Raw genomic sequence first — 19,502 nt, forward strand, 5'->3', positions numbered from 1 at the left:
ATGATTCGGTTTGTTTAGCTTCATACGAGAATAAACGCTTGTAGTTTATAATTATGAAACCAATGAAAAAGAACAATAGCGTGTTTTTATATATATAGGTGCAGGGTAAAATGAATGCATGTTTAAAACCTGTTTCGGCGGTATAAAACTAGTAAGAAAATAATCAAATAAAGAAGAATCTGCGAGCCGGCCGGTATCGTAATGGCAAAGCCTTGCCATTTTATAAAAAAAGAAAGGGTGTAAAGATTGATTACTTCTGCCTTGGTTTAAATAGGGTACAAAATGCAGTTGTATTCGCTTGTCAGGTTAATAATAGTGTTGAGAGATAAGTATTATATGAATAATAAGCAAATGATTCGTGAAATATTGGGTATTAATTCCCCAATCATGATAGCTGGTCCTTGTGCAGTAGAAAACTTTGATATGATGGAAAAAATTACAGATACTTTGGTTAGAAAAGGAATTAGAGCAATCAGAGCAGGTGCATTTAAACCACGGACATCTCCTGAAGATTTTCAGGGATTGGGTATAGAAGGTTTAAAAATTCTCAATCAAATTCGAAAGAAGTACAATGTAAAAATAGTTTCAGAAATCGTAGATGCAAAATATATTGATATCATGTACGAAAACATCGATGTTTTTCAAGTGGGTACAAGAAATATGTACAATTACGAGCTTTTAAAGGAATTGGGAAAAACCAACATTCCAGTTATTCTAAAAAGAGGTATGTGTGCCAAGATTGATGAATTTATAAGTGCTGCAAATTATATATTACAGGGTGGAAATAAAAATATAATATTATGCGAAAGGGGTATACGTTCTTTTGATCAAAGTACTCGTAATGTATTAGATTTATCTTGTATAGCAATTATTAAAAGTGAAACAAAATTCCCAATTATTGCAGATATCAGCCATTCATTAGGAAGAAAAGATATTTATCTGCCTGTCGCTAAGGCTGTACTTGCAGCCGGTGCGGATGGAATTATGGTTGAGGTACATAATAATCCAGAAAAGGCTTTATCTGATTCAAAACAACAGTTGAGTTTAAAGGAATTTGAAAAATTCTATAATGAGTTATTTAGTTCAGCTAATGATGCTGACGGATATCTGTGACACAAAGTCGATTCTATGATTAAGAAAAATGAATAAACAATTATTTACAAGGAGGAAAATAATTTTGAAAAAATTACTGATATTGTTGATTTTGATTACTTTGTTAATACCATCATCGAATGTTCTTGCAGAAGATACAGAAATAGGTGTAACCGAATATATGAATGATTTAGACAGCCTAGTACAGAAAGCACTTAATAAGTCAGATACACCTGGAGCGTCCATCGCCATTGTTACAAAAGATGGAATTCAATTCAAAACATATGGTTATGCGGATATAGCTGATGGGATAAAGGTTTCCGAAGATACTTTATTTGAACTTGGTTCAATGAGTAAAGCGTTTACCGCATTAGGAATTTTATACTTAGAACAGGAGGGAAGCCTAAATTTAACTGACAATATAAAAGAGTATATCCCATGGCTTACGCTTAATTTTGTAGGTGACTATAAAGGGCAGAAAATTGCTGGTGAAGTACCGGTAACAATTGAAAATGTGTTATATCAGACAACCGGGATTCCATTTCAAACAATCGGAAATATACCGGAAGGAACCTCGGAGGATATGCTTGAAAAAACCATTCGTACACTAGATGGGATAAACCTTGATTTTTATCCTGGTACAAAATATTCCTATGCTACAATTAATTATGATATATTAGGGTTGATTATTCAAAAGATTTCCGGTCAAAGTTATGAAAGTTTTGTTACTGAAAAAATATTAAATCCTTTAGGCTTAAATCATACTTATTTAGATAAAGAACAGGCGTCCCAAACTGGAAAATTCGCTAAGGGTTATAAAACAGAATTTTTTAGCGCAAGGGAATACGCTGCTCCTACATACAGAGGAAATACACCAGCAGGGTATGCCATCTCATCAGCAAATGATATGGCACGTTGGCTTGGTATTCAGATGGGGCTGATAGAGATACCAGAAACATATAAGGAACTCATACAAAAATCACATATTGGTGATAATACAGTAGCTTCATCAGGAGAGTTTTATTATGCTCCAGGATGGAGTGTACATATTAGAGGTGAATCCATAGTACATGGTGGTTCTAATCCAAATTATTCTTCGTTGATCGAAATTAACAATGAAAAAAATATTGGTATATGTATATTAACGAACCAAAATTCGAATGCTGCAAATTATGTGTCTGAAAATTTCTTCAATATATTATATCAACGAGATATTACAAAATATAAACCGGATACTTATCAATATTTGGATTTGATTTTTTCAATCCTCTGTATAGGTTCTCTGATTTTTGTAGTATTTTTTTTCATTTTATTAGTAATAGCTATTAAAGATATTATCAAAAAAATAAGGATTAGAGAAAAATTAAGAAAAGCAAAGGTGGCAGGATTACTGCTTGCCATACCAATCATGATTTTCTTTGGTTACTGCATTTATTATCTTCCTAATATACTGTTATCAAGATTGCCGTGGAAGACAGTAAATATATGGGGTTCTAGAAGTGTTATGTATGGTAGCGTAGCCACATTTTTTGCAGGAATAATATTTTTTATCTATGTATTAGTAACCTTTAATTACCCTAAAAAGAATGAAAAAAATTATTTTGCATTAATTCCATTATCAATTCTGAATGGTTTGACTAGCGCATTAATTATATTTACGATTAACGAATCTTTTAATAGGAATCTTGAGTATTCAAAAGAATTATTAATCTATTTTATTTTTTCCCTTATATTTTTTGTTTATACAATCAAGCTGGTACAAGGTAGATTGATTGTTATTACAAATGAAATGATGTATGAGAAACGGATGAATATGATAAATAAAATATTAAGCTCATCTTTTCAGACAATTGAAAGTGTAGGAGTTGAAAGAATTTATTCAGGATTGAATAATGATATAGGTGCCATATCTAAGATTCCGAATATTGTCGTAAGCTTTGCATCGAATTTCTTGACGGTTATATTTTGCATTGCGTACCTTTTATCAAATAGTTTTGCAGCATTTGTTGCTTCAATTAGTATTATTGTACTAAATTTTTGTGTCAGCATTATAACAAGCCGCATTGCAACTAAATTTTGGGAACAGAATAGAGATATTCAAGATATTTACTTTGGGCAAATGCACGATTTAGTCTATGGATTTAAAGAATTAGTTTTGAGTAAATTAAGAAAAGCAGATTTTAGAAGTGATATGGAAGAGTATTCAAAAAAATCAAGAGACTTATCCACACAGGCAGACATAAAGTTTTTAAATTTTAGTATATATAACACTCTTATGTTTAATATTATTTTTGGTATTGTTGTTTTTGTTTTCCCATTATTTATTATTGGGATTCAAGTGAATGATTTACGTGAAACCTTGTTTATGGTATTTTACTTGCTTGGGCCATTTCGTGTTATGATGGGCTTTATTCCGGCAATTACACAAGTTCGAATTAATTATAATAGAATTAATAACTTGATTTCTGATTTAGAAAATGTATCTTCAAAGGAATGTAAGAAAATAACAACAGTAAATTTAGACAAAAAGAAAATAAATATAAAATTTGACAATGCTTTTTATAGTTATATAGTGAAAAATGAAGATACGAATGAGGAAGGTGTGGAATTTACCTTAGGGCCTGTTAATATGGAAATGAATACTGGAGAGATCATTTATATTACAGGTGGAAACGGAAGCGGTAAATCAACATTAGGAAGGCTTTTAAGTGGTTTATATGCACCACAAAGTGGAAGTGTCAAACTAAATGGTGAAATGTGCAATAGGTTGGATTTGAATGAATGTTTTTCTGCTGTTTTTAGTGATTTTCATTTGTTTAAAAAACTTTATGGAGTGGATATTTCATCAAACAAACATGAAATAGATGAATTACTTAAAATGATGATGTTAGATAAGAAAGTAGAAATGAATGAATACGGTGAATTTAAATCACTAAATTTATCAACAGGTCAGAAAAAAAGACTTGCCTATATTGTTTGCTGCCTTGAGGACAAACCGTTTATGCTCTTTGATGAGTGGGCGGCAGAACAAGATCCTGAATTCAGACATTACTTTTATACGGAATTATTGCCATTATTAAAGCAGAAAGGAAAGGGCATTATTATAATTACACATGACGACCGTTATTTTAATCTGGCAGATAAGATGATTAAATTGGAACGAGGGGAGATCATAGAAAATGAATGTTCATCCACTATCTAATGCACAAAAAAGAATATGGTTTACCCAAAAAAAATATGAGAACTCATCTTTATTCAATATCGGTGGCATGGTGAAAATAAATGGAAATGTTGATGTTCTTGCATTAAAACAAGCCATTTCTAATACAATCTTACATAATCCAGCTCTAAAACTAAGGCTTATTGAAAAAAATAATGAGATTTATCAATATATATCTTCGGAAACAGGTATTGTTGATTTTATTGATTTCTCTTGTGAAAAAGAAGAAGAAAAAGCTTTTATGGAATGGTATGATGAGCAAGCTAAGACCCCTTTTAAAATGATTAATTGTCCCTTATATTATTTTTCAATCTTTAAAATTTCTGACAATAAAACGGGTTATTTTATTAAACTTCATCATATTATAGCGGACGGTTGGTCTATTCAATTGCTAACAGATCAAATCACAAATGAATACGAAAATGTTATTATGAAACATTGTGAGAATGATGAAAGAAATACATATTTCATAGAAGAAAAACCCTCTTACATCAATTTCGTATACAATGAAGAATCCCAGTCAAAGCATATGGATAAGGCAAAAAAATATTGGAATGAGATGTACTCTAAGATGCCGGAGTTATCCTCAGTTCCATGTACAAACTTAAATGGTCAGAGAATGTCTTTTATTCCAGACGATTCTATGCAAGTAAAAATAGAACAATACATAAAGAAGCAAAAAATATCACTTAATACCTTTCTTATTTTTATTTATATCCTATACAGCTACAAGAAATCAGGAACCAAAGATATCATAATAGGTATGCCTTTGCTCGGAAGAAAAGGAAAGGTAGAAAGGCAAACCTTTGGAACATTTACAAATACTATGCCATACCGATATGTCATTGATAAAAAAGAGAAGTTGGTTGATATACTAAAAAACATATCTATAGATTTAAAAAATAATTTGCGTTATCAAAACTATCCCTATAATTTATTACATAGTGAATTACGGTTAGCTGAAAATGGAATAGGAAGTTTATATAATATATGTGTTAATTACTATAATACAGATATTAATACCACTTTTGGAGGATTCAAGGTAGAAAATAAGGAGTTTTATAACGGACAACAAGAATATGCGCTTCAAATCATTATTAGGCACTGGAATAATATTAAACTACAACTTGACTTTGATTTCCAGACCGACTTATTTTCGGAGAAGCAAATAAAGGATATGTACCAACAATTTATTATTTTGATGAATCAAGTAATTCTTAATGATAGCAATAAGGTTGGCGATTTGTTTCTAATAGATGATGAAGATAAGGTAAAAATTATAGATACCTTAAATCAAACGGGAAAGGTCTACCCAAAAGATAAAACATGGTTCGCTTTTTTTCATAAAATAGTGCACCAAAAACCAGACAATATTGCTATCTCCCAAAGAAAGGAGTCTATTACCTATCAAGAACTTGACCGCTTTTCGAATAGAATAGCCAATACTATGATTCTTGCTGGAGTAAAAAAGGGGGATGTAGTGGCAGTTCTTCCTGAATATGATATTCAAAGTATAGCAATAATTGTTGCAATTATGAAGTGTGGAGGCGTATACCTCCCAATAGACATTCATTTTCCAATTGGTAGAGTCAATGAGATATTGCATAATTCAGACGCAGATTTTTTAATTGCTAAAGAAAATCATAGTAATTTCAGAGGCAGATTTTTTTCCTATAGAGAGTTATTATCTGACTCTAGCAATAATGAAACCATAAACTGCTGTGAAGCATCGGACATCGCATATATCATATATACATCCGGTTCAACGGGTACGCCGAAAGGGGTAATGATTACTCACAGTAATTTTATGAATTATTTGTGTTGGGCAAAAGAAAGCTACATAAAACTAGATAAAGAGATATTCGCACTTTATTCTTCCTTTTCTTTTGATTTTACTATGACTTCTATCTTTTTACCATTGATTAGCGGTAATGAGATTCGGATTTACAATAATATGAAGGAAGATAATATTTTTAAGGAAATTATAGAAGAAAACAAAGCTACAATCTTAAAATTAACACCATCGCATATAACACTAATTCAAGATATAAAAATAATGGATTCTAGTATTCATACATTTATTGTAGGTGGAGAAAATCTTAAAACCATTGTATGCGAGCAGTTATCTTGCAGGTTTAATAATAAGGTGAACATATACAACGAATACGGTCCTACTGAAACGACCATCGGATGTATGATTTATCTTTATGACAAAGATAAATCAGAATCCATTCCTATTGGAAAACCAATTGCTAATACAACTATCTATATACTTGATCAAGACATGAAACCGGTACCAAACAACACATTAGGAGAAATTTACATTGGCGGGGCTGGTGTTTCTAAGGGATATTATCGTTCAAGTAAAGAAACCTGTAAACGATTTCTCCAAAGTCCTTATAGGAAAGATGAAATTATATATAAAACTGGAGACAGAGCATACCGTGATGATACCGGTAATATTATTTTTTCCGGAAGATTGGATAATGAAATAAAAATGCGTGGTAATCGGATTAATATTTCTGAGATTGAGCAGAAAATCTTATTAAGCAACATAGTGAAGGATGTTTTTGTTAAAACATTTCAAAATAAAAATGATACTTTACAGTTATGTGCTTATATTATACCAAATGATTTATTTGACATCCACAAACTGTGCGATTATTTGAAAGAACACCTTCCAAGTTATATGATACCTTATTATTTTTCAACGCTAGATAAGTTTCCACTTACATTTAACGGGAAAATAAATGTAAATAAGCTGCCGGAACCATTAATGCCATTAAAAAAATTAAATATAAATAAAAGTATAAAGGCACATGAAATATTATTGAATGTGGTAAAAGATATTGTTAATGAAAATAGCACATTAGAAGATAACTTTTACGCCCTTGGGGGAGATTCAATAAAAGCAATACAATTATCTTCCCGTCTAAGTGAACAAGGATATGAGTTGACAGTTCAGGATATTCTTTCCTATCCAGATTTATATGATATGGCTTATTATATAAAGGCCAAAACTAAAATAAGATACGAACAAGGAACTTGCAGCGGGAATATTATAAAAACACCAATAATTTCATGGTTTTTTGATCAGAAATTTGAAAAAGAAGGACATTATAATCAATCTATTTTATTAGAACTTTTTCAAGTTATACCCTTAGAAACACTCGATAAAGTTTTTTTAGAATTGATAAGGCATCATGACATACTTCGTCTAAATTATGATAAGGAAATGAAAGGTTTATATTATAATAATGAACATTTAAATACCGTTTCTTTTATCAATGTTATAAATTTAGAGGGGGAAAGTGTTAATCATATATTAGATGTAATTAATACAAATATAAGTTATAATTTCGATTTGAAAAACAATCTGCTCATTAAACCCTATTTATTAAAGTCATCAAAAAGATGTTACTTGTATATTACAGTGCATCATCTAGTAATTGATGGTGTATCTTGGAGAATTTTATTAGAAGATTTTACTACCTTATTAAAACAGGTAACAAATGAACAGACACTTTTACTGCCGGAAAAAACAATCTCATATGATCAATATGCAGAAAAATACTGTGATTGGGCTTCAAAGAAAAATATAGATATTAATTTTTGGAATTCTATATTACGTATTGAGAACTGTCTAGTTAGAAATAGCAATGGCCATACTACTTGTGCAGAAACAGTAAAAACAGAAATTCAATTAAATCAAGAGATGACAGAGAATTTACTTGGTTGTGCAAATGAGCCCTATCATACAAAACCGAATGAGCTTTTATTAATTGCTCTGGTACAAGCAGTAAATCAAGTCTTTTCAAGTAATGAACTTGTGCTGGAGTTAGAAAGTCATGGCCGAGATATAATGGAAGGTGTAAATACAAATCGCACAATTGGCTGGTTTACAAATATGTATCCTATACGGTTGAATATACAGGCGGCGGATTTACAAGTACAAATTAAATCATTAAAGGAACAGATAAGAGAAGGTGTAAGAAAAGGATATGAATATGGTATTTTGAAATATCTTCAAAAACAGGATTTGCCAGGAAAAAGGATGATATGTTTTAATTACCTAGGTGAATATAAAGAAAAACAAAATGATTATTTTACATTAAAGCAGTTACTGTTTGATTGTAATATGTCAGAAAAAAACCAAATACCATACCTGATTGATGTGAATGCAGTTGTGGTGGACAAAAGAACTATTATTTCTATTAAATTTGATAAAAACAAGTTTGATTGCAGTCAGATTGAAAAATTTAATCAATGCTTTGAGAAGGAGTTAAAAAAGATAGTAGAGCATTGTGTTGGCCTGAAGGAGAGTATTTTCACACCAACAGATTTTGATTTGGTAGATTTGACACAGGAGGAACTAGATTACTTACTTCAAATGAAGGCAGATGAGTGAAAGGTTGAAAAAAGAACATTTTCAACCTTTCTATTTAGGCCTGTTCAATTTTGTAATAGGTCGTAAAAAATTGAAAGGCATGTGTGTTAAAATGAAAAGATGTGAATTGAAAAACCTAACAAAGACAATGGAACAGATGCAGCCATTCAATGATTTTTTTTATCGGGATTGTTTTTATAACTCTTTATTCTCCATTATCAATTATGGGAAAGGAGATACCTCCAATATACTTGCAAATGAAATCCAACTGTATGACTATGTACCAGCGAATATATTGGAGGTAGGCATCGTCACGATATCGGTTGAACCGATGAACAAAATACTAGAGAATATGAATATATTCTACGATTGGAGTGAACAAAAAGCAGATCCATATGAAATATATGATGCGCTAGATCATGATATGCCGGTTATTATTATGGTAGATTGTTTTGAGGAATCCATACGGGAAGAGTATTATCATAAAGAGCATTTGGATCATAATCTGTTAATATATGGCTATGATTTGGAGCAAAAAATCTTTTATATTATTGAACATAGTAAAAAGAATCGCTTAGATTATAAAAAGAAAACAATTCCAATAGATGTTGTACTAAAAGCATCCAATGCGTATATTTACCATTATCAGAATGAGAAACAGGATGCTGCCATTTTTTATAAATTCTATCAAAAACAATCAAAGGATGGAATCAAAAAAAATGCGTCTACAATGTTCTGTGAGAATTATTTAAAGTATGAAGTTATTATTAGGATGCAATTTATAAAACTTGACAATATCAAGGATACATTATGCAAATTCATTTACAATAGGAAGAAGCTGTCAGAGTGTATTGATACAATAACAGATGAGATAACGAATATTATAAATGCTAAAAAGATAGAGCAAAGAAAATATAAACTTTTTTTGAATCATACAGGGGTAAATCAGTTAATAGAAAGCATTCTAAATGGTTGGATAGCTATAAGACTCTATTTGATGAGTTACCAATATGGTGGGACTGAGATTGATAGAAAACTCGATGAGGCTGCAAAGCGTATAAATGAAATAGTGTTAGAAGAAAAAAGACTGATTAGATTAGTCTTTTTTCTTTTATATAAATAAGTGAAAGAAGGTAGACCTAAATGAAAAGAAATGAATTCATGCAATTAAAAGAACATAGCAGGATAGGTGAGAAATTGAGCAATAGCAGGCTATCCTGGGAGACATTTTATCTTAGTTCTTATCTCGTATTACTAAATAAAATGTATGGATGGGAAGAACCAAGGGTTCTTATACAAGAAGGCAGCCAGAAATTAATCCAAATTAGGCTAACAGAGGATATGACGTTTATTGAGTTGTGTAATAAGATAACAGAAGGGTTAAAGGAAGATTGTCCAGATAAAGGTTGTCAATATGTAGATAGAGACATTCAAGCTATCTTCTTAATCAATAAGGAGCAATTACAAATAGACCAGTTGGCTGAGAAATTCAGTAATTGTTTATGTATGGCTTGTTCTGAGGACAGTTTATATGTATCTTATCAATTTAAGAAAATGAATACAGAGAATAGTTTACTTTCTCTTACAGAGCAAAGACTCAATGAAATTGGTATGCAATATCTTTTATCTGAAGATATAAAAATCAAGAATATATCCATTATAGGCAAAGAAGAAGAGGCAAAAATAAGTAGTTTTGTGAAAGGAAATAAAGAAGAGATTCCGGATAAGACTTTTCATAAGATGTTTGAAGAGCAGGTAATAAAGGCACCAAATAAAGTCGCTGTGATATGTGGTGAGGATACAATTACTTATAATGAATTAAACAAGAAAGCAAACCAACTGGCAAAATATATAGATGATAAAATAGAAGGTAAAGAAAATCTTATCGGAATCTATATGGAGAGATCCATAGGATTTATTATATCTATCCTAGGAATAATAAAATCAGGGAATGCTTATGTCCCAATTGATCAAGATACGCTAAATCCAGGACACAGCGGAAGTTTTCCAAAAAGCAGATTAAGCTTTATGTTAAATGATACAAAGATGAAATTAGTTATAACAAAAAAAGTTTATTATCATGATATTCCAAGTGAGGATAGAGAAATACTTTGTCTGGATGATGATGTTTTAATTGATTATTCAACGACTAATTTGGAAAAAGCAATTCCTGCGGATCAGTTGATTTATGGAATCTACACATCTGGCTCAACCGGTTATCCTAAATTGACAATGATTGAACACAAATCTGTTATCAATTTATTTTATAGCATTGATAAGTATGCATATTCCAGATTATCCGAGAAAGAAAATCATATAGTTGCACAAAATGCACCGTTTGGCTTTGATGCCTCTGTTCAACAACTTGTTTGTTTGGTAAAGGGTTATTCACTGTGTATTCTGACGGAACAAATAAGGAATTCTGCAAAAGGGATTATTGATTGCATATTAGGTAATAAGATTTCGGTCTTTGATTGTACACCTTCACAACTAGAATTATTGCTTAATGAAAGTATACTGGAAAAATGCGGTGATATACTTGAAGTGATTTTAGTTGGAGGTGAAAGTATTCCCGATAATATGTGGACTCGATTGGTACAGGAGAAGAATATTGATATTTTCAATGTGTATGGACCAGCAGAATGCACGGTGGATTCTACATATTATTTGGTGAATGGAAGCGAGCATGAAATTCCGACAATCGGAACAGCAATTGATAACTGCAATATCCACATTCTTGACGATGAACAAAATATTGTTCCGATTGGTTCAGTCGGGGAAATATATATATCTGGATTTGGGGTTAGCCGAGGATATTATAATAGAGATGAGTTGAATAAGAATAGTTTTTTCAACCATACAGGATTAGGTTCGGCGCATCTATATAAAACAGGGGATAAAGGCTACTATTTATATGATGGCAATATTAGATATATAGGAAGAAGTGATGGGCAAGTCAAAATCAGAAGTCATAGAATTGAATTGGCTGAGATATCAACTAATTTATGCAAACACCGAAACATAAAGGATGCACTGATAACTGTAAATGAATCCTCAGGATATAAAAAACTGATTGCGTACTTGATTCTTAAGGAACAGAATGAGTTTGACCCACAAGATATATCCGATTTTTTATCTGACTATGTACCAAAATATATGATTCCAAATCAATATATTGTTCTTACTGAATGGCCTCTTAACCAAAATATGAAAATTGACAAAAAACGATTACCATTACCGGATGAAATTCATAAGGAAGGTGCTAATGGTATTGAATCAAAGGATGAGCTGGAAAGAGGATTAGCTGAAATCATGGTCAGAATATTAAAGATTAAAATGATTACGGATACGGATAATTTTATGACACTTGGGGGAGATAGTTTACGAGTTATGACACTGCTTGCAGAAATATTCAGCAAGTATAATACAGAAATCGATTTTGAAGAGTTCTTTAAGAATCCAACGCTAAAGTTTATTAAACAAAAAGTGGTGGAAACTAAATTATCTAAGGAAAGGGTATTAAGGTGACAAGAAATGTCTTTGGATTGCATATTAATTGGTTTTAATGATGAAAAAATGGAAACAACCATTAAGAGAATAGAACCATATAAGAACCAAGGTGCTGCTTATCAGCACATGCTAACAAGGTCGGCTATTGTAGATGGAAAACGAATGAAATATTCAGAACTCATAAGAGAAAGTATCAGCACTTCTTTAGGGATGGAAAGTGACTTATCTATTTATAGAATGCCGAATATGGCGGTGCATTATATAAGACAGTATTTAAAGAAAAGAGATATTAGCGTTGAAATAATAAATAACTATAATTTTGGTAAAAAGAGGTTACAGCATTTACTTAAAACAAGAGAACCACTTCTGGTTGGTGTATCCTCCACCTGTATTGTTGAATCGGCGCCCCTAAGGGAAATGGTCGATTTTATTCGAGAAAATAATCCCTATGTTACGATTGTAATTGGTGGACCATTTATAAATAGTATCAATTATGAGTATCATGACCAACAGCAAAAGTATCTGCTACAGCGTATGGGTGCAGATATTTTTATCCATGAAAGACAAGGAGAAAATACATTATTTCGTATTTGTCTGGAATTAAAGAAAGAAAACCCGGATTTAGGCAGCATACCCAATATACTATATCGTGATGGTAACGAAATCAAACGGACCATAAAAGTTCCAGAAAATATATCTTTGGATGCTGATCCAATCAAAGAATTTACATTTTATGAAAATCATATAAAACCACCCGTATATGTAAGAACAGCAATTAGTTGTGCCTTAAATTGTGCTTTTTGCCGTTATCCCATATTAGGCGGAGAACTTATGTATATGGAGCTAGAGTCAATAGAAAAGAATTTGGATTATATATATTCTTTAGGAGTTAAGTATCTTGTGTTCGTGGATGACTCCTTGAATATACCAATCGAACGTTTTAAAAGCCTGCTAAAATTAATGATTCGGAAAAAATACAATTTCAGGTGGTGTTCATTTTTTAGGATTTCACATTCTGATGAAGAAACTTACGAATTAATGGAAGAGTCAGGATGTTTAGGAGTTATTTTAGGAATTGAATCCGGTAACAATACAATCCTAAAAAATATGGATAAGCAAGTAACAAGAGAAAAATTTTTATTTGGTATGGAACAATTAAAAAAGCATAATATTATAAGCTATGCTTCTTGCGTAATTGGTTTTCCTGGTGAAACAGTAGAGACAGCCAGAGAAACTTTGCAATTTATTGAAGAGGCAAAGCCTGTATTTTATGACTTACAAACCTGGTTTTACGAGGGTGCGGTTCCAATTGCCAAGGAGAAAGATTATTACCAGTTAACTGGCTATGGATATGATTGGTCACATAAAGATATGAACAGTGCTACGGCAGCAAAAATTGTGAGTGACGGAATCAAAACAATTAAAAATTCTGCATTTATGCCTTCTTTATCTTTTAACCTTTGGTCCTTTGCCTACTATCTATCTCAAGGTGCAACGTTAGATGAATTTTTATCATTTTCAAACATATTTAAGAACGTAATTGATTATGAAAAAAATGAAGTTGATGATGCATACAAGGAAAACATAAAGAAACTTATGATGGTTTTCAAAGATAATCAAAATTTATATGATAACTTGAAAATGAGGAATGTATGAAAAAAAATATTTTATTTACAGGAATTTATGACCTGTTCGGTTTGAAGCTAGCCAGTGCGTTATATGAACAATTCCCATCATCGATATATTATTTTGGAACCAAAGAAAATCTAAAGTGTTTAAATAAAATGATAACCGATTCTGTAATGTCAGTGGCTGAAAAGGAATATTTAACCGCTTACCTAAAAAAATTAACATATATTGAGGATGAGACGTACTTCACTTTAATGGGTCTAGATGATTTCGATTTAGATATATGGCATATGGATAATATTTATCCGGCAACCAGTACTTATAATTTGAAAACATTAAATTTCAACAAAAATGAAATCCACAGAATCGAGAGGATTTGTAAAGCTTATAAGGTGAAACAAATTCATTATCTAAGTTCAATCTATAGATCTATAGATGATTATTTGTCAGATGTAGCTCTAAAGATTAAGGAAATGAATGAAGAATACATATTGCAAATTTGTAAAAATCAAAATATAAAAGGGACGATTTATCGGACTCCTATCATATTTAAACAGACAGGCCGAGAATGTGAAAGTGATTATATTAGCTTGCTAACTAAACGTATTGATGATTTTGTCAAATGGATAAAAGGGCGTATTCCTAATTACTTTGATAATTATAAAGTAAATTTGTTGAGCAAGAGTAATAGTACTTTACATATTTTTGATGTTGATAGCATCATAGAAAAAATTCTCGATTTAGAAGGTTCAGTAACACAGGATTTAATAGAAATTTATCATATATGTACAAGGACTAAGTATTCTACTATGGATATATGTAAGAAGATTTTCAAGGACTTATATGATATTGATGCTGACTTAGTTGACGATATATCTAAACTTACGGCAATTGACAAAATATTTCACAAAATATATACGTTTCACATACCTTACTTACATGAAAAAACAGATGATGCTAAAAGAACTGACTTAATTGCATCTAAGATAGAAGGATTTGAAAAAAGGGAATTAGGTAATGAAGAGAAGAGGGATGGTATAAGTGGTAGCCATACAAAGATATTGTATATGCATGGCGATAATAAACTTACGTATCATGTTGCCGGAAGCGGACAAGCCATTTTAATAGTAAATGCTTACGGAGTGAATACCGAAGCATGGGATTCATTGGTAGAGCTTTTATCTCAAAATTATTATGTCATATATTGGAGAAGCAGAGGGCTTTATCACGATGAGAAAAAAGATGGTAAACAAGATTCGTACTGTGGCGTATGGGATCTGGTAGAAGATATTGAGCAGATTGTTCTTCATGAGAAGTTAAGTAGATTTCATATTATGTCTTGGTGTTCAGGCGCAAAAGCAGCTATTTTTTATAATTTAAAGCATCCGGACCACATATTGTCTCAAATTTTTATAGCAGGAGAGTTTGCGCCCTTTACAGGGAGTGAACCATATCATTCCAAATTTCGAGAAAACATTCAATTAATTGCGGATTTGGTACAAAATAATGAACGAATGTTGGACTTCTATATGAAAATTATACATAAAGGAATGTTTAACCATCCGGTAAAGGAATTTTCATCCGCTGATGAAATGTATATTTATGAAATAATGCCGGAAGAACATCGAAACGTTTTATTATCGCCATTTACTTCAAAGGAGACTATGGTGAATTTTTTAATGATGTGCATGGAGTACTACAAATACGATGTGACGGAGAAACTGAAAAGTATAAAAGTTCCAACGTTATTTATTTCAGCGGAATGTGACCAAGTAGCACCGTATATGCAATCGAAGTGGGCTCACTCCAAGGTAGGAGATTCCTCTTTTGTTTGTTTTCCATCGGGAACACATTTATTGATTTTAGAGAGAACATCAGATGTATATGATATCATAATGCAGCACATGAAGTATAATAATTTTTCAGATGAAGGAAAGGGTGGTATGAACCCATGAATGAAAAGCAATTACTTAAAAGTTTTTTACAGAAGGATATATTTTTTAGTGACGAGGATTTTGCAGATAATCAGCAATTGATTGATAGTGGAATGATTGATTCTATTAGTATTGTCAAAGTAATTATTTTTATGGAAAAGAACTTTGGCATCTCGTTCAAAGAGGAAGATATGGATCCGGAGAATTTTGAAACCTTGCAAGCCATGGTAAAGACAATTGAGAGTAAAAAAGCCTCAATGACTTGAGGTGGAATGGTGAATAGATGAGGTGGTTATATGATATTACATGTTGACATTTTTGTAAATTCAATGGATAAAATGTTGGAATTCTATGTTGATAAACTGGGAATGAAAATAGTGGACGATAACATCGTAACAGGAGACTTAGTCCGTTTTGTTTCTAATAATCAGTATGATACTTATCGAGTTGTACTACTGAAAGCATCGGTCATGGGTACGATGCTTGAGTTAATGGAATATTTGAGTGAGGATAAAAAAGAATTAGAGGTTTCAGAATCTAGAGCGACGATTACCTTACTAGTTCCATCCCTGGCAGATGAAATGAAACGCTTGCAAAAAAAAGGTTTGCAGCCGTTGAGCAAGGTGTTTTCAGTTAGTTTTCCAGTTGCCGGTGAATCGGATCTTATTTTTTATGAGGATCCGGAAAAAAATAAGGTTGAGCTGCTTGAAATGAAAGAGTAATAAATGTTATAGGTTACCTTCATTAACCCAAATGTATGATATAAGGAGAGTGGATATGGACATTCGATCTAAGATTAATTTCAAAGAGAATCAATTTTTAATGTTTGTTTTAGATGACATTGCAAACTATATGGAATATGAAGAAGGGAAAAAAGTAATTAGATTAACACTGGGTAAGTCTGAATTACCTTTGCATAAGGATATTAGGCAAGCCATGTATGATTCAATGGAGGACTTTAAGAAGAGTTCACTTGTGTATCCGGGAGGATTGCCGGAACTAAAGAAAGAGTTATCTAAACATTATAAAGAATATTATGCGGTAGATATTAATGAGAAAAATTTTATTATTTCGCCAGGTACAAGTGCAGCATTTAGAAATTTGTTTGCAGTATTATCTGCACCTGGAGATGAAGTATTGATTCCAAGGCCGTATTATTCATTATATCATTTTTCTGCCTTACTTTCAGGGGCATCCATAAAATATTATACCATTGACACTAATACCAGAAAACTTGATATGGAGTCATTTAAAAAGAATTTTACAGACAAAACTAAAATAGTTGTTATAAATACACCGGGTAATCCATTAGGAAATGTTTTGTCAGATGAGGAACTGTATGAAATGGATCGTTTTGTTGATGGCAGGGCTGTTATTATTAATGATGAAATCTATTCAAATGTCTATTTTGATGAAAGAAATAAATCAGTTATGAATTTAAAGGATACGAAATCAGTGTTTATTACTACGAATGCCTTCTCAAAAGCTTATCGAATGTATAGCAGAAGAGTTGGATATTGTATCGTCCCGGATGAATTGATTGAGCCTTTAACGGTAATTCAACACCATACTTTATTAACAGTTGACCCAATCGTCCAATTTGGAGCCATTGCAGCTCTTGATAATCAAAAAGAAGTAGAAGAATTGGTCTCAAGTTATAAAGAGAGAAGAGATTACACGATGAAAGTATTAAGTGGAAATCAATATATGAGACCCATTTATTCGGAAGGCGGGTTTTATATTACACTGGATTGTAAAGAGTATATGGAAAAATATAACTATAAAACAAGCCTTGATTTGGCTGTAAAGATCTTAGAGGAAAAATCGGTAGCTGTAGTGCCTGGTTCAGACTTTGGATTGCCTCATACACTTAGACTCTCTTTTTCATCACTAAATTATAATGAAGGTATTGATTTACTGAAAGAATTTTTTGACAGTGGAGTAATGTATGGGGAATAAATCAATACAAGAGATAATTTCTAAACAGTGTAAAATGAATGCAGACAAGATTGCTGTTATTGAATATGACAGAAAAATCACTTATTCGGAACTGAATGAGATGTCGGATTCATTTGCAGAAGGATTCGTAGAGGCAGGTATTGTTTCAGGTATGGCAGTTGTAGTAATCGCGGACAGATGTTTAGAATTAATAGCCATTGCTCTTGCCTTGCTAAAATGTGGGGCAATTTATGTACCAGTTGATTTAAATTATCCATCACATAGAATACAGAAGATTGTAGACGATACAGGAAGTAATATCATTGTCAATTTATCTGGACATCAGTTAAAAGAATATAATGGAAGAATTCTAACGTTGAATCATTTGAGTAAAACAAGAAATGATATAACGGGGAAGCATCAAAATTTTCATGTTTTCCATATAGCGTATATTATTTATACATCAGGTACAACGGGAAGTCCCAAAGGTGTAATGGTGTCCCAAGAGGCCATTTTGAATACGTTTGATTGGATGACTAAGCAATTTAATATAAATGAAGATGATGTTATCGCTCATAAAACATCCATTAGCTTTACAGATTCCATATGGGAGATTTTCTGGCCATTACTGAATGGTGCCAAAATATCTATACTAAACAGCAAAGATGCCAAAGACTCAAAGAAGATGTATGAGTGGATGGATAATCAAAGGATTAGTTTCACCCAGTTTGTTCCGTCTATGCTAAAAGTATTCGTTGAATATATTGAACTAAAAAAAATAGAAAATCCACTGAAAAGATTGAGATGGGTATTTAATGGAGGAGAGCAAGTAGGAATTAATTTGGTGAAACGGTTCTATGATTACTTTAAAAGTGCAAAGTATGCAAATATATATGGAATGACAGAGTCAGCTATATATGCAACGTATCATATTGCAGAAAGAGAATTGCTAGAAATTTGGAATTCGGTTCCCATTGGTAAACCTATACTAAATACCAAAATATTGCTTCTAAATGAATTTGACCAAATATGTAATCCGTATGAAAAGGGTGAAATATGTATTTGCGGAATCAGCTTGGCGGATGGATATTGGAAGGATGATACGTTAACAAAGGAAAAGTTTATTTATTATGAAGAGGGGAAAGATAAGCTGTATCGATCAGGAGATATCGGTATGTCTGATGAGAACGGGTGTTATTGGTACTTTGGCAGAAAAGATAATCAAGTAAATGTATATGGAAACCGGGTAGAAATATATGAAGTTGAAAAATATATTTTAGAATTTGAAGGGATTACTCAAACGGCAGTGATTCCATACAGAGATCAATATGAAGAAACCTATTTAGTTTGCTATTTAGAGAATGAACAAATTGAAGTGGAAAAGCTAAAAGCGTTTTTGAAAAATAAGCTGCCAGACTACATGGTACCAAAAGTATATCAAAAGGTCAAATCTCTACCACTAACAGTGAATAATAAAGTTGATAAAAAGAGTCTTATGGGAATTTTTAAAAATGAGAAACATAGTAACTTAGAGGCTTCAGATAAAATTGCTTCAATGAGTATCATTCGAAATGTATGGAAACTAATAATAGGAAATGATGATTTTGGAAATAATGATGAATTTTTTCAAATTGGTGGAGATTCACTTACCTTAGCAAGGATGCAAATTGAGTTGGAAAAGCAAGGTATATGTTTGAGTTATGACAATTTATTAGAGCATAAAACAGTCAATCAAATAGTGGAATTGATAGCAAGGAACGTTTCCTCTGAATAATAAATGAATGTAAGATTA

11 protein-coding genes are annotated in these 19,502 nt (G+C 31.7%); all 11 read left to right on the forward strand.

The window, feature by feature from the left end:
• Nucleotides 1-336: 336 nt before the first annotated feature.
• Entirely contained in the window at nucleotides 337-1,113 is a 777-nt protein-coding gene (locus acsn021_RS08580; protein WP_184091406.1) for a bifunctional 3-deoxy-7-phosphoheptulonate synthase/chorismate mutase, read from the forward strand.
• A gap of 64 nt (nucleotides 1,114-1,177) precedes the next feature.
• Nucleotides 1,178-4,294, forward strand: a complete 3,117-nt coding sequence (locus tag acsn021_RS08585) for a cyclic peptide export ABC transporter (RefSeq protein WP_184091404.1) — start codon at nucleotides 1,178-1,180, stop codon at nucleotides 4,292-4,294.
• The gene (locus tag acsn021_RS08590; protein WP_184091403.1) at nucleotides 4,272-8,720 is read left to right on the forward strand and encodes a non-ribosomal peptide synthetase; all 4,449 of its coding nucleotides are present in this window, start codon (nucleotides 4,272-4,274) and stop codon (nucleotides 8,718-8,720) included. Before acsn021_RS08585 ends, acsn021_RS08590 begins: the two co-directional genes overlap by 23 nt.
• Before the next feature lie 91 nt (nucleotides 8,721-8,811).
• Nucleotides 8,812-9,822: a BtrH N-terminal domain-containing protein gene (locus acsn021_RS08595; RefSeq protein ID WP_184091400.1), complete on the forward strand. Its 1,011-nt coding sequence runs from the start codon at nucleotides 8,812-8,814 to the stop codon at nucleotides 9,820-9,822.
• A gap of 20 nt (nucleotides 9,823-9,842) precedes the next feature.
• Complete coding sequence (locus acsn021_RS08600) at nucleotides 9,843-12,227, forward strand: non-ribosomal peptide synthetase (protein ID WP_184091398.1); 2,385 nt, start codon at nucleotides 9,843-9,845, stop codon at nucleotides 12,225-12,227.
• A 6-nt stretch (nucleotides 12,228-12,233) separates the two neighbouring features.
• On the forward strand, nucleotides 12,234-13,865 hold the full coding sequence (locus acsn021_RS08605) for a PhpK family radical SAM P-methyltransferase (protein WP_184091396.1): 1,632 nt from the start codon (nucleotides 12,234-12,236) through the stop codon (nucleotides 13,863-13,865).
• Nucleotides 13,862-15,793 (forward strand): alpha/beta fold hydrolase, encoded by a 1,932-nt coding sequence (locus tag acsn021_RS08610; protein WP_184091394.1) that lies wholly within the window; start codon nucleotides 13,862-13,864, stop codon nucleotides 15,791-15,793. The genes acsn021_RS08605 and acsn021_RS08610 overlap by 4 nt, the downstream gene beginning before the upstream one ends.
• Nucleotides 15,790-16,038: an acyl carrier protein gene (locus acsn021_RS08615; protein WP_184091392.1), complete on the forward strand. Its 249-nt coding sequence runs from the start codon at nucleotides 15,790-15,792 to the stop codon at nucleotides 16,036-16,038. Before acsn021_RS08610 ends, acsn021_RS08615 begins: the two co-directional genes overlap by 4 nt.
• A 30-nt stretch (nucleotides 16,039-16,068) precedes the next feature.
• A complete protein-coding gene (locus acsn021_RS08620) occupies nucleotides 16,069-16,494 on the forward strand; it encodes a VOC family protein (protein ID WP_184091390.1) in 426 nt (141 codons plus the stop codon).
• 55 nt (nucleotides 16,495-16,549) lie between these two features.
• Nucleotides 16,550-17,731: a pyridoxal phosphate-dependent aminotransferase gene (locus acsn021_RS08625; protein ID WP_184091388.1), complete on the forward strand. Its 1,182-nt coding sequence runs from the start codon at nucleotides 16,550-16,552 to the stop codon at nucleotides 17,729-17,731.
• Complete coding sequence (locus acsn021_RS08630; protein ID WP_184091386.1) at nucleotides 17,721-19,484, forward strand: non-ribosomal peptide synthetase; 1,764 nt, start codon at nucleotides 17,721-17,723, stop codon at nucleotides 19,482-19,484. The genes acsn021_RS08625 and acsn021_RS08630 overlap by 11 nt, the downstream gene beginning before the upstream one ends.
• Nucleotides 19,485-19,502 lie beyond the last annotated feature (18 nt).

The sequence above is a fragment of the Anaerocolumna cellulosilytica genome (assembly GCF_014218335.1).
GTDB classification, from domain to species: domain Bacteria; phylum Bacillota; class Clostridia; order Lachnospirales; family Lachnospiraceae; genus Anaerocolumna; species Anaerocolumna cellulosilytica.